Origin of the sequence: Bacteroides graminisolvens DSM 19988 = JCM 15093 (genome assembly GCF_000428125.1) — a bacterium.
Taxonomy (GTDB): Bacteria; Bacteroidota; Bacteroidia; order Bacteroidales; family Bacteroidaceae; genus Bacteroides; species Bacteroides graminisolvens.
Genome location: NZ_ATZI01000001.1, coordinates 1011573 through 1031229 on the forward strand (window position 1 = coordinate 1011573; position 19657 = coordinate 1031229).

The 19657-nt window shown below is 40.3% G+C and carries 14 protein-coding genes; 7 read left to right on the forward strand and 7 right to left on the reverse strand.

From position 1 onward, the window contains the following. Positions 1-155: 155 nt before the first annotated feature. On the forward strand, positions 156-1259 hold the full coding sequence (locus C511_RS0104180; protein ID WP_024996249.1) for a WD40/YVTN/BNR-like repeat-containing protein: 1104 nt from the start codon (positions 156-158) through the stop codon (positions 1257-1259). A 110-nt stretch (positions 1260-1369) separates the two neighbouring features. On the opposite strand, the gene C511_RS0104185 is transcribed toward C511_RS0104180, so the two are convergent. The 5 genes from C511_RS0104185 to C511_RS0104205 all read right to left on the reverse strand — a co-directional run bounded on the left by C511_RS0104185 (position 1370) and on the right by C511_RS0104205 (position 6716). Next, positions 1370-2176, reverse strand: coding sequence for a class I SAM-dependent methyltransferase (locus tag C511_RS0104185; protein WP_024996248.1), 807 nt, complete (start codon positions 2174-2176; stop codon positions 1370-1372). 310 nt (positions 2177-2486) lie between these two features. Beyond that, the gene (locus tag C511_RS0104190) at positions 2487-3833 is read right to left on the reverse strand and encodes a retroviral-like aspartic protease family protein (protein WP_024996247.1); all 1347 of its coding nucleotides are present in this window, start codon (positions 3831-3833) and stop codon (positions 2487-2489) included. Between the two features lie 393 nt (positions 3834-4226). Then, positions 4227-5411: a class I SAM-dependent rRNA methyltransferase gene (locus tag C511_RS0104195; protein WP_027317854.1), complete on the reverse strand. Its 1185-nt coding sequence runs from the start codon at positions 5409-5411 to the stop codon at positions 4227-4229. Positions 5412-5426: 15 nt separating this feature from the next. Further along, entirely contained in the window at positions 5427-6086 is a 660-nt protein-coding gene (locus C511_RS0104200; RefSeq protein WP_024996246.1) for a 3'-5' exonuclease, read from the reverse strand. A 3-nt stretch (positions 6087-6089) separates the two neighbouring features. Continuing rightward, the gene (locus C511_RS0104205) at positions 6090-6716 is read right to left on the reverse strand and encodes a DUF5063 domain-containing protein (protein ID WP_027317855.1); all 627 of its coding nucleotides are present in this window, start codon (positions 6714-6716) and stop codon (positions 6090-6092) included. Positions 6717-7260: 544 nt separating this feature from the next. On the opposite strand from C511_RS0104205, the gene C511_RS0104210 reads away from it, so the two are divergent. From C511_RS0104210 to trxB, 3 genes are read left to right on the forward strand one after another with little or no spacing between them, the layout of a single operon-like run. After that, positions 7261-9729 carry an FtsK/SpoIIIE family DNA translocase gene (locus C511_RS0104210; protein WP_024996245.1) on the forward strand — a complete coding sequence of 823 codons (2469 nt, stop codon included), beginning with the start codon at positions 7261-7263 and terminating at the stop codon, positions 9727-9729. 18 nt (positions 9730-9747) lie between these two features. Continuing rightward, entirely contained in the window at positions 9748-10389 is a 642-nt protein-coding gene (locus tag C511_RS0104215; RefSeq protein ID WP_024996244.1) for a LolA-like putative outer membrane lipoprotein chaperone, read from the forward strand. A gap of 15 nt (positions 10390-10404) precedes the next feature. Continuing rightward, the gene (trxB, locus tag C511_RS0104220; protein WP_024996243.1) at positions 10405-11349 is read left to right on the forward strand and encodes a thioredoxin-disulfide reductase; all 945 of its coding nucleotides are present in this window, start codon (positions 10405-10407) and stop codon (positions 11347-11349) included. 97 nt (positions 11350-11446) lie between these two features. On the opposite strand, the gene C511_RS0104225 is transcribed toward trxB, so the two are convergent. Together C511_RS0104225 and C511_RS0104230 are read right to left on the reverse strand one after the other, a co-directional pair. Continuing rightward, on the reverse strand, positions 11447-13879 hold the full coding sequence (locus C511_RS0104225; protein ID WP_024996242.1) for a glycoside hydrolase family 20 protein: 2433 nt from the start codon (positions 13877-13879) through the stop codon (positions 11447-11449). A gap of 37 nt (positions 13880-13916) precedes the next feature. Next, the gene (locus tag C511_RS0104230) at positions 13917-14618 is read right to left on the reverse strand and encodes a Crp/Fnr family transcriptional regulator (RefSeq protein WP_024996241.1); all 702 of its coding nucleotides are present in this window, start codon (positions 14616-14618) and stop codon (positions 13917-13919) included. A 205-nt stretch (positions 14619-14823) separates the two neighbouring features. Between C511_RS0104230 and C511_RS0104235 the strand changes: the two genes are divergently transcribed. The 3 genes from C511_RS0104235 to rpsA all read left to right on the forward strand — a co-directional run bounded on the left by C511_RS0104235 (position 14824) and on the right by rpsA (position 19644). Further along, complete coding sequence (locus C511_RS0104235) at positions 14824-17013, forward strand: DUF5686 family protein (RefSeq protein WP_024996240.1); 2190 nt, start codon at positions 14824-14826, stop codon at positions 17011-17013. 35 nt (positions 17014-17048) lie between these two features. Then, positions 17049-17750 (forward strand): SIMPL domain-containing protein, encoded by a 702-nt coding sequence (locus tag C511_RS0104240; RefSeq protein WP_024996239.1) that lies wholly within the window; start codon positions 17049-17051, stop codon positions 17748-17750. A gap of 106 nt (positions 17751-17856) precedes the next feature. Continuing rightward, complete coding sequence (gene rpsA, locus C511_RS0104245) at positions 17857-19644, forward strand: 30S ribosomal protein S1 (RefSeq protein WP_024996238.1); 1788 nt, start codon at positions 17857-17859, stop codon at positions 19642-19644. Positions 19645-19657: the final 13 nt, after the last annotated feature.

Consider the following 19657-nt stretch of genomic DNA (forward strand, 5'->3'; position numbering starts at 1 on the left):
TTCATTTATAGTAATTGTTGTGTTTGCTGCAAAAATAAATAATTGATTGCTTTTTTCCTAGTATTATGGTTGGTAAAATTTGTTGCAAATCACATTTTTTTGTTTACATTTGCAATACATAGATGGAAATTAGTTTAATTTATATCATTTAAATAATGAGAGTGTTGTTACTAGCGCCGATTATATTCTTCTTCTTATGCTCATGCAGCAATGACAATGAAACGAATGAAACTTCCTCAACCGAAGCGTTTCAATATTTGGGTTTAAAAGATATTGCAAATGTCAGCAAAGCAGAAGAGGCTGTTTTTCGTAACTTTGGAGTTCCTTACCGATCTAAAATACAAATTATAGACAATTACATTTATGTAACCACTTTGACCGGTGTGTACCGAAAGAATATAAGCACAACCAATAACACTGATTGGGAGCTGTTTGCATTTAAGGATCTTCCCATTATTCAATTTGTAAAGAACGGTAATAAAATTTTAGCTATTTCCGGATGTGCAGATGAGAGGGCGTTTCTCTATTCTTCGGACAATGGAGAAACCTACAAATCGATTACTCCCAGTTCATTCATTTTAAAAGAAAATGAGTATAAGGTAATCCCGTATTCAATAATTCAAAACCCCAAGAATCCCAACTCTATTTTGGCTCTGGTAGAACCGATTGGGGTGATCAAATCTACCAATTTTGGGCAAAGTTGGACGGTACTTAATAAAGAGTATGCAGGGTATCAGAATTGGTTTGTAGGGTTTAACCCCAACGATACAACCAATATTTATTATACAGGTGAATCTATGGCATTTGAGTCTCTTATGTATTCTTCGTATGACAACGGAAAAAACTGGCAATTAATAGAGTCAGTAGATAATAATTGCATTCACCACATTGAATTTCATCCTACTGATTCAAAGATACTACTCTATTCCGGAGAACTTATGATTAAAAAGTCCATTGATAAAGGTGAAACATGGAAAGCTGTATTAACTGGTGGCTTGTATTTCTTTAAAACTGTTTTTGACAAAAATACCCCCTCAGTTTTATATACTTCGGGAGTAAACAGATTACCGTATGAGAATCATAAGCTTATGATCTATCAATCAACTAATGGAGGTGATAGTTGGGAAACTCTTTTTCAGACAAACTTGTCGGGTATTGGCGGACTTATTGATTTTGAGTTATATAAAAATAGACTATATTTATATACTTATACTGATGGTGTCTATATGCTGGAGGTTGGTAATAAAAATAAGGAATAGAGACTTATTTTTCTTTGAACAATTTTTAAATGCAAAGAAGGGGCTCTTCCCTGATGCGAGTAAAGGTGTCTAATCATAATAAATACAAATAATATTCTATGAAACACACATTAATTCTTTTCTACGTCTTTAGGAATAATATTTGTTATGTAAAAACAGGATGTACAAAAGAAATTTCGTAAATATCTGATTTGTGACAGTGATTTGTTCAATTTTCGAGGCCTTAGTTTAAACTTTTGCATGTAATGCGGATTGATTAACCACAAAATTCTACCACTAATCTTATAACCGTTTATTTTGAGAAGTTCCTCGAATCTTTCGATTGTGACACCACATCTTTTTATTTCCATTAATTCATTTATGCAAGCCTGGTTTTCTCCAAATGCTTTTAGTAATATACGATATAAAAAACTTGGAAGTAAATGAATAAATGGCAGTTTCGAGCAGATTTTATGATGACATATTTGTTGATGACCCCCAAATGGCATTTGCCACGCTGGAAACCCCCAAAAAACAACTCCTTTATGAGTTAAAAAAGACTTTAGATGTGCCATAAACCTTTCTTTTTCTTCTACGTGCTCTATTACATCATGAACTAGAATGATGTCATACAAATGTTTATGTATAGAGACATCAATATTAAAGAAATCTGAAGTAATGAAATTTCCATTTTGGCCAAATCTAATAAAGAAATCTTTTGCTTGTGAGATTCTCGTTGAAGAACGGTCTATTCCTGTTACTTGGCAACCTGCTTTTGCAAAAGGTAAAAGATTTCCTCCTTCACCACATCCCACTTCCAATATGTTTGTTTCTGAGTCTATTGAAATGAAATTCTTCAGGTAGTCTATATAATATTCCTGCGCGGAATTAGCTGACTCTTCAAAATAGCGGAGTCTATCTAAATGTCTTTCTTGCATGTTCTTTTTATTTGCAAACATAGTTCTGAATGTGTTGCTTCTTATGATTTTATAGTACGCATTTGGTACGCATTTGTGTTTTTGGGTGTGAATTGAGTCTAAAATTGGTTTTTATTAATGCACATTATACGCTTTCTGTGCAGTACAAATTAAGATTAGTAGAGAAGTGAGTTAGAAATTTTGGGATAATCTATTATATCTTAAACGAAATGAAAAGAAAGTAAGTAGGCTCACCCCGTAATTAGTGAGATGAATAATATAGTATGTTATTTGTATTAATCATGGTTACAACTTTATAATACCTGCTTCACTAATTATCAAATGATAAACTCATTTCTTTAAAATTCAGGGTTAATTTATTGAAAGACATCAATATGTCTTGTCCTAAATGACCATCATAATTTGTAAGATACGAGAGCTCGTCTGTTAATACAATAATAGTGGGAACTGTCATCTTTTGTCCTCCGATCTTCAATGGGACATTTTTCAATTCATGCACATTGTTATCGGCAGCACCGCCTATTCCTTCCCGTCGTATTGTATTTGACGTTGCTTTCTCTTTTATTTCAGTATTGTGCGCGGCGAAATATTTTGAGGAAAACTTGCTTGTATTAGCACCAGTATCTAATACGAAAAGTACTGTATCGCTATTCGCCTCAAATTGAACAATAGGCAAGGTGTTATCCAAAAAGAGATTGCATAAATTACCCTTTTGCGGATTGGCAATCACGTTAATGTTTTTGTTTTTGTATATTTCGATTTCTTTCATTTGGTTCATGACAGGGAAACCTATAATTCCATGGATTACATAATTGGCTGCCGGAAATGTGAGTAATTCATCAGGCATTACCTTAAAAACGACGTTTTCAAACATTAAGTCACCAATCCATAGTTTATCAGCTAAGCCAACTTTTGATTGGACTTTCTTGCCTACTGCTCCTTCTATACTTGCTTCGGATTCAAGTATTCGGATTCCCAATCGTTGAGCACTGCTCTCGGTTACAATATTCGAAGCTCCTGTATCAAAAATGAAATTCTCTGATTGCTCGCCACTTGATACATTTATTATTATATGATTGTATTGATTGAGCGATATAGGAATACTTACGTCAGTGGTTATATGCATTTTTTGTACAGGGAACTTTCTTAATGAATTGACAAAATCGTATTTTTCTTTACGCGACCTAGTCAATTCTGCACTGTCTACAGCATGACCATACTTGTCAATAGCGATTTTTAACGCCTCTGCGGCCTTTTTGTAGTGATATTGATTAAATAAATTGTCGTATTTTATTGCGTATATCCTATAAAGAAAGGCATCGCTCAAAGATTTTCTATAATTGCTGAGTAATTTGTCAATAGTTAGCAAAGATTTCTCAGTTTGATTGAAGGCATTTTGCAAGTTAGCTTCAATATACAATACAATATGTTGAGGTAATTCATCCTTTTTTTCTTGCAATAGAGTTTTAAGCCGAAAAAAATCCTTTCTGTCAAGCATTTGAAGCAAACGCTGTTCTGTTGATGGATTATCAGAAGTTGGGTTTGTATTCAATTCCTTTGTGTGTTTTTGCTGAACACCTGTTAAGGAATTACTTTTTGCGGCATGTGTCTCAAATAGTAATAGGGTAAGAAGTAGAATGAAATTATTAGTATTCATATAAACAGATTTTATAATTTAAGTCAAAAGATCTCATAATCATCAGTGTTTTTTATCAGACATTTATCGTTTAGTTGAAGTATGCCTTCATGCGATGTGGCAAAATTACTGAATGACACTAATAAAGATTAAAGACTTGTGTTACACGAATATATGCTACTGTTACATCTTTAAACAAAATGAGAAGAAAGTAAGACCAGTATGGGGAAATTTCTTTTATTTATATGGAATATGGGCAAAAAAAAATTGATTGTCGTCGCGACAACCAATCTTTATAACCTTAAATCTAATACCATGAAAAACACAGTGCAAATATAAATCGTTTTATGCTTTAAAACATAATATCAGACTAAAAATCTTATCTTATTTAACTTTAATTATACTTTAATGCTGCTATTCTACGTATAAAACCAATCCTTTTAAGTATTCACCCTCAGGATGATAGATGTTGACTGGATGGTCTGCCGGCTGAGTAAGCTGATGTAGTATTCGCACGCTGCGTCCCGACATGGCAGCAGCGGTGAACACGGCCGTGCGGAAATTATCTTTTGTAACGACCTGTGAGCACGAGAATGTGAACAAAATGCCGCCCGGTTTTATTTTCTCAAAGGCTTTGGCATTGAGCTTTCTGTAACCTTGCAGTGCGTTGCGCAGGGCGTCTTTGTGCTTGGCAAATGCGGGTGGATCTAAAACGATAAGATCATATTGATCACCCATGCGGTCAAGGTACTTGAAGGCATCTTCTGCATAAGAGGTATGTCTGCTGTCATTGGGGAAATTCAATTCTACATTCTTGTTGGTCAGATCAACCGCTTTGGCCGAGCTGTCCACCGAGTGCACCAGCTTGGCGCCGCCTCTCATGGCGTAGAACGAAAAGCCACCCGTGTAGCAGAACATGTTGAGCACGCTGCGATCTTTGGCATATCGTTCAAGCAATGACCGGTTTTCACGTTGATCGACAAAAAAACCTGTCTTTTGCCCTTTTAGCCAGTCCACGTGGAATTTTAGTCCGTATTCCTGAGCTATATTATCACTGCTACCCCCTTTAAGGAAGCCATTTTCCGGAAAAAGATCGGCTTTAAAAGGAAGCGTTGTTTCTGATTTGTAGTAGATGTTCTTGATGCTTTCACCCATTACCTCGCTTAGCGCTTGGGCTATCTCCATGCGGTCCATGTGCATACCGGCCGAATGTGCCTGCATAACAGCGGTGGCTGCATACACATCAATGATAAGTCCGGGCAGGTTGTCGCCTTCACCGTGCACCAACCGATAGGTATTGTTCGTTGGGTGCGCTGCCACACCAATGCTCTTACGCATATCGTAAGCTATTTGAAGTTTTTGCTTCCAGAAATCGAGATTGACCTCTTCTTGTTTGAAGCTGAGCACGCGCACGGCAATACTACCAATTTGAAAATGTCCTTCAGCAATGAAATCTTTCTTTGATGTATAGACTTCTACCACTTCGCCTTCATCGGGCTCACCGTCAATGTGTGATATGGCTCCCGAGAAAATCCATGGATGAAATCTCTTTAACGATTCCTCTTTACCTGCTTTCAGATATACTTTTTTATAAGACATATTTTTGTTTAAGAATTACTTGTTTTCTGTAGACTCTGTTGTGAATGATGTACTTTGAATCACTTCTTCTTCCGGTGCTACCTCATAATTGCCGTTCTCTTTCAGCTCTTGCAACAGGTTGTATATGCGCAGACAAGACCAGGCATCGGTTGCTGCATACAGTTTTTGGGCATCGCTAAGCACATCGGCTTCCCAGTTGGAGAGACGCTGTGATTTTGATATTTTTTCGTCGAACAAAATACCATATATCTTTTGCAAACTCTTGTCGCGTATGCCAAACTGATTCACATACTCCTGCAACTCAATGCAGGCTTGTTGCTTGAATGGGGCTCTCTTTCGAAGCATCATGAAATCATCTTTCAACGAAAGTCCCACTTTGATGACGTGGGGATTTTCCAGTAATTGTATGATAGAAGGAGTCAGCCCTATCATATTTAAACGGAATAAGAAACATATATCATCTGACGATATTTGCAGCAAAGCTACTTTGTGCGATTGCCCTTTGGTAAACGACGGACGTGTTTCACTATCAATTCCAATCACTTTTTGTGAGGAAAGATACTCCACCGCTTTTTCCGCTTCCGTTTCTGTTTGTACAACAAATATTCTACCGGGGAAAAAAGCCTTGGGCAGTTCTGAAATAGTCTGTTTGGATATGTTTCTTTTTATAATCATAATTTATTCATGGTCGTGGTGGTGATGCTCGTGCCCGCAATCGCAATCGGGGTCGTCACAGTGGCAATGTTCGTGATCGTCTTCTTCTTCGCTCTTTTCTTCGTCTTCAAAAGGACTGGTGTTATATTTCACATCATGCAATGCGCGCAATGTGTTAACCAGCTTTTGTCCCCAGATATTGCCGAAGTTTTCTTTGCAAATAACCAATGAGTCATTCATGGTTTCATTCAAACCGAGCTGGAAAATAAAAATAAAGTCTTTAATGTCCTGATAGATATCGGCCAGATCTTCGGAAATACACTTTTTGATGGGGGTGTCGCTGTAAGCCATGTCGGGCAGAAACACTTCCAGGTAATCATCTTTCTCTGTCAAGACAGAGGCAATGTTCATCCGAAGAACTTCGTAAGTTTCTTCTGTAACATAGTTTTCAGGGTATTCATCGCTCATCATTTCGCACTCGGGCAGAAGTGACGCTTTCAGATATAGTAGCGGGAGTATTTTTAAACTGGTGTCAACGAACTTATCGCGCTTCATTCCTTCGGCGCGTTCTAAAAAACCGCAGAATTCAGCAGCAACTGTAACAAATTCTATGACGTTTCTATCGAATATAACTTGGCTTTCTGTTTTCATAAATAAGAAATTGATTTGCAAAGGTAAGAAAAAGTTGTGTTTGGTACAATGAATAACTCTTTATTATTACTGCTAGTTTAATGGACGGTAAAACAATGTGGCCAATCTTTGTGTACACCCGGGTGTAGGATGCTTGTACACCCGGGTCTACGCAATCTGTACATGGGGGTGTACAAACTGTGTACATCCGGGTGGAGACGAAATTTGCTAACCTGCAAAATAAATCGCATAAGCATGCTTATTAAAAAGCTTATATATAGAACTTAAATACAGATGTACATGTAATGAATAAATGCCAAAAAAGTTGGTGATACTTGGTGATACTTGGTGAGGCTTTTTTTTAGGCAAGTGTCACCCAGAATTGTCTGATTATCAGTTTGTTACAAGGTTGGTGATACTTGGTGATACTTTATTTCATACTTTTTATGAGAGCGGGTGCTCATTTCGGGCTACAAATTCTTAATTTTAGGGTAAGCAGCGAATAATTGCAGATTTTTGTCTAAGTTTGCATTATTAATATGTTATTGTTTAAGATATTCTATTCATGGCTAAAAAGAAATCAGAAAAGGAAGTGGTTACTGATGAAGCTTCTACCAATAAAGTTATACTGTTTTTCAAGAATGAAACCATTCATTTTGTTCTCGGATTGGTATTGGTTATTTTTTCGGTGTATCTGTTGTTGGCTCTCTCTTCGTTCTTTTTCACGGGAGCTGCCGATCAAAGTATTATTGATGCGGGCAATTCACAGGAATTGGCTTCGGTCAATAATCACGTGAAAAACTATGCAGGTTCACGAGGAGCGCAGTTGGCCAGCTACCTTATAAACGACTGTTTTGGGGTTTCTTCTTTTTTTATTCTGGTGTTTTTGGCTGTCACGGGATTGAAACTGATGCGCGTACGTAACTTCCGATTGTGGAAATGGTTTATCGGTTGTACGCTGCTGTTGGTTTGGTTTTCTGTATTTTTTGGCTTTGTGCTCATGGAGCATTACAAAGATACTTTTATCTACTTCGGAGGCATGCATGGCTACAACGTGAGTATCTGGCTGATCTCTCAGGTTGGCGTACCCGGTGTTTGGATGATTCTTTTGGTCACTGCTATTTGTTTCTTGATTTACCTGAGTGCTCGTACCATTATTTGGTTGCGCAAAATTCTTTCTTTGGGCTTTATCAAACGCAAAGAGAAAGAATCGGTGGAGGCGTTGGACGAGGAGGAAGAGGCTGAACAGCCCGAATTTACAAATCCTCAGCCGCAGACGGTTGAGTTTTCGGTGAAGAAGACTTTCAAACAAGATATTCCGGCTCAACAGCCTGCGATGGAAGTGGCTCCTCCTGTTCATGACAATTTCATGGTTGAAGAGCCTGCTCCGGCAGAAGCGTTGGATATGACTTTCTCCAAAACGGCTGATGATGTGATGGTTAGTCCGCCGATTCCCGAGGGTCCGGCTTTTGAGGTTGCAACACCTGTAGGCGACGACGATGAATCGTACCAAGGCCCCGAGGTGGAACCTTATAATCCTCAACTTGATTTGGAGAATTATCGCTATCCTACGTTGGAGCTGATGAAGAAATACGATAACAACGAACCGACCATTAACATGGAGGAACAGAAGGCGAATAAAGATCGTATTATCAATACGTTGAGAAGTTTTGGTATTGAAATCAGTTCCATCAAGGCAACGGTAGGTCCCACGGTTACGCTATATGAAATTACACCCGAACAGGGTGTGCGTATCTCTAAAATACGCGGATTGGAAGATGATATCGCTCTCAGTCTGTCGGCTCTTGGTATTCGTATCATTGCTCCCATACCGGGTAAAGGAACGATTGGTATTGAGGTGCCTAACTCGAATCCTAAGATTGTGTCGATGCAGTCTATCATTGGTAGTAAGAAATTTCAGGAGTCGTCATACGATTTGCCCATTGCATTGGGTAAAACCATCACCAACGAGGTGTTCATGGTCGACCTTTGTAAAATGCCTCACGTGCTGGTTGCCGGTGCTACCGGACAGGGTAAGTCGGTTGGGCTCAACGCCATCATTACTTCCTTGCTTTACAAGAAGCATCCGTCTGAACTGAAGTTTGTATTGGTTGACCCTAAGAAAGTTGAGTTCAGCATTTATTCGGTTATCGAGCATCATTTTCTGGCTAAACTGCCCGACGGGGAAGAGGCCATCATTACCGATGTAACCAAGGTGGTGCAAACGTTGAACTCCATTTGTGTGGAGATGGACAGCCGCTATGATTTGCTGAAAAAGGCGCATGTGCGTAACATTAAGGAGTACAACGAGAAATTTATTAACCGCAAGCTGAATCCCGAAAAGGGACATAAGTTCATGCCTTACATTGTGGTGATCATCGATGAGTTTGGCGACTTGATCATGACTGCCGGTAAGGAGGTGGAGTTGCCTATTGCGCGTATTGCTCAGCTGGCTCGTGCCATTGGTATTCACATGGTGATTGCTACGCAACGCCCAACGACAAATATCATTACCGGTACCATTAAGGCTAACTTCCCGGCACGAGTGGCTTTCCGTGTGTCTTCTATGATGGACTCACGTACCATTCTCGACCGCCCGGGGGCCAACCAGCTTATTGGTCGGGGTGATATGCTTTTCCTTCAGGGTGCAGACCCCATTCGTGTGCAGTGTGCCTTTGTTGATACGCCCGAGGTGGAGGATATAACCAAATACATTGCTCGACAACAAGGATACCCCACGGCTTTCTTCTTGCCCGAATATGTGAATGAAGATGCTTCAAGTGATTTGGGCGATGTGGATATGGGACGACTCGATCCTTTATTTTCCGATGCGGCACGTCTTATTGTCATTCACCAACAAGGATCTACGTCGCTTATTCAACGTAAGTTTGCCATTGGTTATAACCGTGCGGGACGTATCATGGATCAACTTGAAAAAGCGGGAATTGTGGGTCCCAGCGAGGGAAGTAAGGCGCGTCAGGTAATGTGTCTGGATGAAAATGATTTGGAAATGCGTTTGAACAATTTGATGTAATAAGTCGTTATTAGAGCAATGAAAAAATATATTTTTACGCTGTTGTTATGTGTTGCTGGTGGTTTTAGCTTACTGGCTGCTCAGGGAAGTTCTATTGAGGTGCTCGACAAAACGGCTGCTGCCTTTCAAAATGCGGGTGGCATCAAAGCCGGGTTTACCATAAAAGCTTTTGCGAAAGGACGGCCTGCCGGAGATACTCGCGGTACCATTCAACTAAAGGGTAATAAGTTTGTGCTTCAAACTGCGGAGATGACTACTTGGTTTGATGGGAAAACGCAGTGGAGTTATCTGTCGGGCAGCGAGGAGGTGAATATCAGTAATCCTACCGAACAGGAACTGCAATCCATGAATCCGTATACTTTATTATATATGTATAAAAAAGGATTCTCGCACAAGTTGGGTTCGGTGAAGAGCTTTCGGGGCAAGGCTGTCTATGAGGTGAAGCTTTCGGCAAGCAGCAAGAAACAGAATTTAAGTAGCTTGGTTATTTATGTGGCCAGGGATTCGTATCAACCGTTGTACATATTGGCACAGCAGCGGGATGGTTCTCGCAGCGAAATAGTCATTACTGATTATCAGCCGGGACAGCGGTATGCTGATTCTTTTTTTGTATTTAATAGAAAACAGCACCCTAACGTGGAACTAATTGATTTAAGATAAAATAAGATTAAGTATATGGAAACAGAAAAAGTAAGATGTCTGATCATCGGGTCGGGCCCTGCTGGTTACACGGCAGCTATCTATGCTGGGAGAGCCAATCTTTCACCTGTGCTTTACGAAGGTATTCAACCGGGCGGACAGTTAACAACTACGACTGAAGTCGAGAACTTTCCCGGTTATCCCGAAGGTATTACGGGTCCTGAGTTAATGGAGGATCTTCGCAAACAGGCTGAACGATTCGGAGCGGACGTTCGGTTTGGTATGGCTACCGCGGCTGATTTGAGCGCTGCACCTTATAAAATAACCATCGATGATGAAAAGGTGATTGAGGCTCAGACTGTTATTATATCAACAGGAGCTACGGCTAAGTATTTGGGACTGGAAGATGAAAAGAAATATGCCGGTATGGGCGTTAGTGCTTGTGCTACTTGCGACGGGTTCTTCTATCGCAAAAAGGTGGTTGCTGTAGTAGGAGGTGGTGATACTGCCTGTGAAGAGGCTATCTACCTGGCCGGATTGGCATCTAAGGTTTACCTCATTGTTCGCAAGCCTTTCTTGCGTGCTTCAAAGATTATGCAAGATCGCGTGATGAATCACGAGAAAATTGAAGTTCTTTTTGAGCATAACACGCTTGGATTGTTTGGAGAGAAAGGTGTTGAAGGGGCTCATTTGGTTAAAAGGATGGGAGAGGCCGACGAAGAACGTTACGACATTGCGATTGACGGTTTCTTCTTGGCTATTGGTCATAAACCGAATTCCGATATTTTCAAACCTTATGTGGAAACGGATGAAGTGGGCTATATCTTAACGGAAGGTGATTCACCCCGAACCAAAGTGCCGGGTGTGTTTGCTGCCGGTGACGTAGCCGATTCGCATTATCGTCAGGCCATCACGGCTGCCGGAAGTGGCTGTAAAGCTGCTATTGAGGCTGAAAGGTACTTGTCTGAACACGGGCTTTAATTAGCTTCGGATCATAAATAAAGCAGGGTGATTGAATGGGACTTCCTTCAATCACCCTGCTTCTTATTTTGTATGAAAGCTTTAATCGTTGCTTTGCTTAATAAACTTCTATCTCATCTAGGTATAAATTAGCTTGGATGGTGGCGGGCCCGTTATCTTTTCTGTAATCAATGCCGTTGCGCAGCGTTCCTCCGTTTTGAATGGTTAAACGAACGTAGCGTGCATCGGAAGCGGCAAAGATTACTTCGTCGGTAAAGGCTTTTCTGCCGTTCCCGGGTAATTGCCTGCGGAAGGTTTCTTCGGCTACTTTCTGGTAGTTAACACCATCCGTCGATATTTCTACAACTGCTTTTCCCGCAGGGAGTGCCTTGTAAGCCGGGTTGTGCAGGGTGCCGAATACGACTTTGCTAATCGATTCTGTTTTACCCAAATCGGTTGTGAAAATAACTTCTTTGCATGATTCGTTCATGCCGAAGCTTACCCACGGCGTGTACGACTGTCGGTATCCGCGTTTGCCATTGGTCAGGCCAAAGGTTTGTTTGTCGGAACCCAGCACGTGGTTCTCGTCCCAAATGTCGCCTGTCATCCAGCCTGCTCCCGGAGTTACGGTAAAGCTATGTCCGCTGATGAGGTTTCCGTACAGTGGTTTTGATGTGATACTTCCCAGTCGTTTTCCGTTTCTGAACGTTGCTGCTTTCAGTGATAAGTTGCCGTGAAGCAGGAAAGGTTGAGTGTAGCGGGTTGATTGGTTGGTTGGTTCGGTACCATTGGTGGTGTAATGTATTTCGGCGTTGGGTACGTCGGTTTCCAACGTCACGTTCAGTCCGTTTTTACCGTTTCCGCGTGTCTGGATGTTAACGTCGAAGAAGTTTCGGCATGCCTTTACACCGATGATGTCCATGCGGGCAAAATCACTTTCTACTCTTTGGCGGAAGCTGTTCCAATTCTTGCGGCCATTCTGTGTCCACGCCGTCTCGGCAATGGCCAACGCACGAGGAAATGCCTGATAATCTCTTCGGTCGGTGGTAGGTATGTACTCAGTCCAGATGTTTCCCTGCAAACCAATGATGTGTTTTTTCACCAGCGCATCGGCATCATCGGGAACTGGGTTATATCCGTATACTTTCTTCAAGGTTGCGTATCCGCCGATAGTGGTAGGCGCTATCTCCGGATTCTCTTGATACTGATCGAGGTACATGTAGGCACCGGGAGTCATAATGGCATTGTGCCCGGCTTTGGCTGCGGTTAAACCTCCTTCAACACCGCGCCACGACATCACAGTTGCATTGGGCGCCAGTCCGCCTTCCAGAATTTCATCCCATCCGATGATGTTTCTTCCTTTAGCATTGAGATACTTTTCCATGCGAGTGATAAAATAGCTCTGTAGCTTTTCCTCTTTGCTGTGCTTTTTTCCGTCTACTTTATTAGGCTCACTGTCGTCTGTCAATCCGAGTTCTTTGATTAATGCCTGGCAGTGTGCGCAGTTCTTCCATTCGGTTTTGGGACATTCGTCGCCCCCTATATGGATATACGGACTGGGGAAGAGCGCCATCACCTCGTCGAGTACTCCTTCCAGGAACGCAAATGTTTCTTCTTTGGGACAGAACACTTCATTGAAGATGCCCCATTTGGTTGATACTCCGTAAGTTGTATCGGGTCTGCACGATAGTTCCGGGTAAGAGGCCAAAGCAGCCAGCGCATGTCCCGGCATTTCTATTTCAGGAATAACAGTGATGTGTTTACTGGCGGCGTAAGCCACAATCTCTTTGATCTGCTTTTGGGTGTAATAACCTTGATGTTCTTTGCCGTCAAATAACTGAGGGTAATTTTCAAAATAGTACCCAATCAGTGTTTCCGGTCTTTTGGAACCTATTTCTATTAGCTTGGGGTATTTTTTGATTTCAATTCTCCATCCCTGATCATCCGTGAGATGCCAATGGAAGACATTCATCTTATGGTAGGCCAGCATGTCAATAAACCGATAGATGTAGCCTACGGGTGAAAAATGCCGGCACACATCAAGCATTAAACCGCGATAAGCAAAACGAGGTTCGTCTTCAATTTCAACGGCGGGTATGCTCCATGTTAAGCCAGGAGTTACATCTCTTTTATAAATGGCAGGTGGCAGGAGTTGATACAATGTTTGCACGGCATAGAAAAAGCCATTGGCTGTAGAGGCTTTCACAGTGATCTGCTTGCCGGAAACGGAAAGTTTATATCCTTCTTTGTGAAGACCTTCTTGCTTTTGGAAATAAATAGCCGGTTGACCGGGAGTTCCCTTTGTCTCTACTTTCAGGTTCATGAGAGCGCACTGTTTCAGGCGGGTGATAAAACTGTCGGCCACGCATTGTGCCTCGGGGCATTGAACCACTACCGGTAAACCGTTGGTTAGTTTGAAACTTCCTTTTTGGGGTGTTAACCCATTAGGGTACGGAATGAGTTGGTACTCATTAACTGCTTCTTTTGATTGTCCGCATCCGGGGGAGATAAATGACACAATCAAAAGAAGGATAAAAAATCCTCTTTTCATAATATTACGTGTGTTAAGTGATAATAAACCAGCAAGATTAACCTATCTTGCTAATCTTTCTTATTTTTTCTTCATCGATGATCTTTATTTTTCTTCCATCGATGCTGATTAATCTTTCGTTTGCAAAATTGGATAAGGTTCGTATGGCGTTAGATGTAGTCATGTTGGAAAGGTTGGCCAAGTCTTCTCTGGAAAGGTAGATGCTCAGTGTGCAGCCGTCTTCTTCCAATCCGTAGCTCTCTTTGAGGAAGAGAAGTGATTCTGCCAATCGTCCGCGAATGTGTTTTTGGGTAAGGTTAACCGTACGTTCGTCGGATATTCCAAGGTCAATAGACAATTGTTTGATGAAAAATAACGCCAATTGATTGTTTTCGCTAACCAGCTTTGTAATAACGCTCATGGGAATCAGACAAATGGCGGATGGTTCGAATGCGGCAGCGGCAGTAAGGTAATCTTCTTTTGCGAAATAGGCTCTGTAGCCGAAATATTCTCCCGGTTTAACCATGCGAATAATTTGGCTTCTGCCTCCTACACCGTCTTTGTATATCTTGACTTTTCCACTTAAAAGACACATCAGGTGAGTGGGAGCTTCGCCTTCACAATAAATGGTTTCGTTCTTTTTGTAATTTTGAAGAGTAAAATTACTGGCAAGGAACTCCCTTTGCTCTTCGTTTAAAGGAGTCCACATCTCTGCAATATAATCCGAAACAACTATGTCTGACAAATTCATTTTAACCATGAGTGTTGCAAAACTGTGTTATAAAGCACAAATGTAAGAAGAAAAAATGAAAAACGGAATAAAAGCAAAAAATAATCTATTTATATCGGTTTTCGATGAATATTCATTCAAATATAAAGATAACAACATGTATTAACAGCTTGACCGTGTCAATGTTATCTAATTTATTTATATTTGTGTGGTTTATTCTAGGCATGTTTTTGATTTGAAAAAATATATATTAATAGGGTTGTGCATTGTTCTGTCAGGTTTATGTGGAAACAAAGCCTGTGCATCATATACGTTCTCTGGCTCGGAAGCCAATGGAATGCCTGTTGATACGATTCTGAATAGAGTAATACTTTATGCTCCTTTTTACGAAAAAATAGTAGGCGAATACACGGCCGATCTATATATTAAAGCCAAAGCCGACATCAAGAAGAAAAATCTTATATTGCGTTTTGTGCCTTTTATGTTTGATACGGATAAGGGTGTACGTCAATATATTATGGAATCGCATAGCGAATTGCACTACACGGCTCCTAATATTTATGATCAGAAGGTTAAAGCCTGCTCGGGAACGGTGAAAAAGTACAAAGGTGTAAATGCGGATATTTTAGATTTCTTTCATGTTAATGTTTATTCTTCTGATTTATTAAATAAGAAATTGCTTTCTCCATTGCAAAATGATGCGCGTAAATATTATACGTATTCAATAGATTCCATTCTTTATGATGCGGATAATGTGCATTACAAAATTTCCTTCGTTCCCAAATGGCCTAGTTATCAATTGGTTGAAGGCTATTTTATTGTGACGGATAAGGTTTGGAGTGTGCGTGAAATGTTATTTACCGGTAGATCTGAATATCGTCTTTTCACCAATCATATTGAGATGGGGAAAATAGGAGATGATGATGAGTTCTTACCTGTTGCATGTAAGGTTGATACGCGTTTTCGATTTTTAGGCAATGTGGTTGTTACCAATTACAATGCTGCGTTGCATTATAAGGATATTAAGTATCAACAGATTCAGCATCAATTGGGAAAACAAAAAAAAATGTATGATCTGACAGAGTCATATACGTTGCAATGTGATACGAATTCTTTTTTTACGGATAAGAATTACTTTCAAAAAATGCGTCCGCTGAGTCTTAACGCCAACGAAGAGAAAATATATAATGAGTATGATTTAAGGAAGGATTCTTTGCAAAATAAGCAGTCCTTCAAAAACAATAAATGGTCGTTCTTTGGAAATGCGGGAGATGCATTGATTAGTAACTATTATATTGATTTGTCAAATCTTGGCATGGTAAAGTGCTCTCCGATATTAAACCCTTTCTTATTGAGCTATAGCGCTACTGACGGTCTTTCTTACAAACAGGAGTTTAAATATAACAGGTATCTGAAGGGCGACCGGTTACTGCGGATTGTACCAAAGGTTGGCTATAACTTCAAACGAAAAGAATTGTATTGGTCAGCTAATACTGATTTTGATTATTGGCCGGCCAAAAGGGCGGCGGTGCATTTGCAGATTGGTAATGGTAACCGTATTTATAGTAGTGATGTGTTAGATGAGTTGAAAGATATTCCCGATAGTATTTTTAACTTTAATAAGGTTGAATTGAATTATTTCCGCGACTTGTATGCTACGTTCAGTCATAGTTTGGAGGTGTTCAACGGGTTTACGCTTAACCTTGGAGTCTCCGCGCACAGGAGGACTGCCGTGAATCCTGCTGCTTTTGCTCCGATTGATTCGTTGCATCCCGGTGGCGACTCTAAAATTAAAAGTAAGTATAAGAGTTTTGCGCCCCGAATTAGACTGGAGTGGACGCCGGGGCAGTATTATTACATGAATGGAAAACGCAAAGTGAATCTGCATTCGGATTATCCTTCTGTTTCGCTCGATTGGGAAAGAGGGGTGAAGGGAGTTTTAGGAAGTACCGGTAAATATGAACGCTGGGAGTTTGACGTTCAGCATCAACGTTCTCTGGGCCTGATGAAAAGTGTTTATTGGCGTTTGGGAGGAGGAATGTTTACGGAACAAGAAGAACTTTACTTTGTTGACTTTGTTAATTTTAGTAAGAACAATTTGCCTGTGGGCTGGAATGATGATATTGGTGGCGTTTTTCAACTTTTAGACAGGCGTTGGTATAACTCATCAAATAAATACGTTAGAGCTAACTTTACTTATGAAGCACCGTTCTTGGTGTTACCTCATATTGTGCGTTATACGCGCAATGTACTGAACGAACGTCTTTATTTTGGGGCTTTGCTGGTACCGCATTTAATGCCTTATCTGGAGTTGGGTTACGGTATTGGTACGCACATATTTGATTTGGGCGTTTTTGTTAGCAATGTAAACGGCCGGTTTTCGCAAATTGGCTGCAAATTTACCTTTGAACTATTTAATAGATAATAATTGTATAATTAATTTTTGTAGGAGGACTTAACATGAAAAACTTAAAATGGGAGGCTTTGTTGCTCTGTGTCGGGTTGTTTTTATTGGGTTATCAGGTGAAATCGGGCATAACTGATTTTAAAGACAAGGAAAGGGTGGTCAGCGTAAAAGGGTTGGCCGAAATGGAAGTTGCAGCCGATAAAGTGATCTGGCCTTTGATGTATAAGGAGATAGGAGATGATCTTATCAGTTTATACAATATCATGAATCGTAAAAATCAGGCCATTGTGTCTTTCCTTAAAGCGAATGGCGTAACTGCGCAAGAAATTAGTATTGCTCCGCCCGAGGTGTTGGATATGCAGGCGGAACGGTACAGTTCTACTCCTTCTGCCTACAGATACAATGCAACGTCTGTAGTTACTGTTACTTCAAAAGATGTAGCCAAAGTAAGAAAACTAATGACGGAACAGGCCGAATTACTTAAGCAAGGAATTGCTATTGCAGGCGGTGATTATCGGTATAACGTGGTGTATGAATTCACCGGGCTGAATCAGATTAAACCCCGGATGATTGAAGAAGCAACTAAAAATGCGCGTACAGCAGCAGATAAGTTTGCACGCGATTCGGACAGTGAGTTGGGCAAGATAAGGGATGCTTCGCAAGGACAATTTACCATAACCGATCGCGATGCCAATACTCCGTTCATTAAAAATGTGCGTGTGGTAACTACCATAAACTATTATTTGAAGAACTAAATGGCTGAAATTGTTTGTCGTTCGCGAAAATAATAGTATCTTTGCGCCCGATTTACATAATCAACATAATGTCTTATTTAATTAAAGTTTAAACAATTTATTATTAATGGAAAATTTGAAGAACGTTGCTCCTATTGAAGATTTCAATTGGGATGCGTATGAAAATGGTGAAAGCTTCTCGGGAGCAAGCCGTGAAGACCTTGAAAAAGCTTATGATGGCACACTGAACAAGGTAAACGACCGTGAGGTTGTTGACGGTACCGTAATTGCTATGAACAAACGTGAAGTTGTTGTTAATATCGGTTACAAATCAGACGGTATCATTCCTTTAAATGAATTCCGCTACAATCCTGAATTAAAAGTAGGTGATACTGTTGAAGTATACATTGAAAACCAGGAAGACAAAAAAGGACAGTTGGTTCTTTCACACAGAAAAGCCCGTGCTACTCGCTCTTGGGATCGTGTGAACGCCGCTCTTGAAAACGAAGAAATTATTAAGGGTTACATCAAGTGCCGCACTAAGGGTGGTATGATTGTTGACGTGTTTGGTATTGAAGCGTTCTTACCAGGCTCTCAAATTGATGTGAAACCTATCCGCGATTACGATGTATTCGTAGGAAAAACAATGGAATTCAAAGTGGTTAAGATTAACCAAGAATTCAAAAACGTTGTTGTTTCTCATAAAGCTCTTATTGAAGCTGAACTGGAACAACAGAAGAAAGAAATTATCGGTAAACTTGAAAAAGGACAGGTTCTTGAAGGTACAGTTAAGAACATCACTTCTTATGGTGTATTCATCGACCTTGGTGGCGTAGATGGTTTGATCCACATCACTGACCTTTCATGGGGCCGTGTAAGTGATCCGAAAGAAGTTGTTGAACTCGATCAGAAACTGAATGTAGTTATCCTTGATTTCGATGACGAGAAAAAACGTATTGCTTTAGGTTTGAAACAACTTACTCCTCATCCATGGGATGCTCTTAGCACTGAACTGAAGGTTGGTGATAAGGTAAATGGTAAAGTAGTTGTGATGGCTGATTATGGTGCATTTATTGAAATCGCTCCAGGCGTGGAAGGTTTGATTCACGTTTCTGAAATGTCTTGGTCACAACATTTGCGTTCTGCTCAAGATTTCATGAAGGTTGGTGATACAGTTGAAGCTGTAGTATTGACTCTTGATCGTGACGAACGTAAAATGTCTTTGGGTATCAAGCAATTGAAACAAGATCCATGGGAAAACATTGAAGAAAAATATCCTGTAGCTTCTAAGCACACAGCTAAAGTTCGTAACTTTACTAACTTTGGTGTGTTCGTTGAGATCGAAGAAGGTGTTGACGGATTGATCCACATCTCTGATTTGTCTTGGACAAAGAAAGTGAAACATCCTTCTGAATTTACTCAAATTGGAGCAGATATTGAAGTTCAAGTTCTGGAGATCGACAAAGAAAATCGTCGCTTAAGCTTAGGCCACAAACAATTGGAAGAAAATCCATGGGATGTATTTGAAACTGTATTCACTGTAGGTTCTGTACACGAAGGTACTATTATCGAAATGTTAGATAAAGGTGCTGTAGTTGCTCTTCCTTATGGCGTTGAAGGTTTTGCTACTCCTAAACATCTTGTAAAAGAAGATGGCTCACAAGCTCAACTTGAGGAGAAACTTGAGTTCAAGGTGATTGAATTTAATAAAGATGCTAAGAGAATTATTCTTTCTCACAGCCGTATCTTTGAAGATGTAGCTAAAGCTGAAGAAAGAGCAGAAAAGAAAGCTGCTAAGAAAACAGTTAAGAAAGAGGAATCAGCTCCTTCAATCCAGAACCAAGCTGCTTCTACTACATTGGGTGATATTGATGCACTTGCTGCTTTGAAAGAACAAATGGATTCTGAAAAGTAAAATTGTAGAAAAT

Bases quoted from the DNA above. Each gene is read 5' to 3' on its own strand.
- C511_RS0104210 (WP_024996245.1), top strand. From the start codon at position 7,261: ATGGCTAAAAAGAAATCAGAAAAGGAAGTGGTTACTGATGAAGCTTCT.
- C511_RS0104230 (WP_024996241.1), bottom strand. From the start codon at position 14,618: ATGGTTAAAATGAATTTGTCAGACATAGTTGTTTCGGATTATATTGCA.
- C511_RS0104190 (WP_024996247.1), bottom strand. From the start codon at position 3,833: ATGAATACTAATAATTTCATTCTACTTCTTACCCTATTACTATTTGAG.
- C511_RS0104205 (WP_027317855.1), bottom strand. From the start codon at position 6,716: ATGAAAACAGAAAGCCAAGTTATATTCGATAGAAACGTCATAGAATTT.
- C511_RS0104200 (WP_024996246.1), bottom strand. From the start codon at position 6,086: ATGATTATAAAAAGAAACATATCCAAACAGACTATTTCAGAACTGCCC.
- C511_RS0104225 (WP_024996242.1), bottom strand. From the start codon at position 13,879: ATGAAAAGAGGATTTTTTATCCTTCTTTTGATTGTGTCATTTATCTCC.
- C511_RS0104215 (WP_024996244.1), top strand. From the start codon at position 9,748: ATGAAAAAATATATTTTTACGCTGTTGTTATGTGTTGCTGGTGGTTTT.
- C511_RS0104240 (WP_024996239.1), top strand. From the start codon at position 17,049: ATGAAAAACTTAAAATGGGAGGCTTTGTTGCTCTGTGTCGGGTTGTTT.
- C511_RS0104180 (WP_024996249.1), top strand. From the start codon at position 156: ATGAGAGTGTTGTTACTAGCGCCGATTATATTCTTCTTCTTATGCTCA.
- C511_RS0104195 (WP_027317854.1), bottom strand. From the start codon at position 5,411: ATGTCTTATAAAAAAGTATATCTGAAAGCAGGTAAAGAGGAATCGTTA.
- C511_RS0104185 (WP_024996248.1), bottom strand. From the start codon at position 2,176: ATGCAAGAAAGACATTTAGATAGACTCCGCTATTTTGAAGAGTCAGCT.
- rpsA (WP_024996238.1), top strand. From the start codon at position 17,857: ATGGAAAATTTGAAGAACGTTGCTCCTATTGAAGATTTCAATTGGGAT.
- trxB (WP_024996243.1), top strand. From the start codon at position 10,405: ATGGAAACAGAAAAAGTAAGATGTCTGATCATCGGGTCGGGCCCTGCT.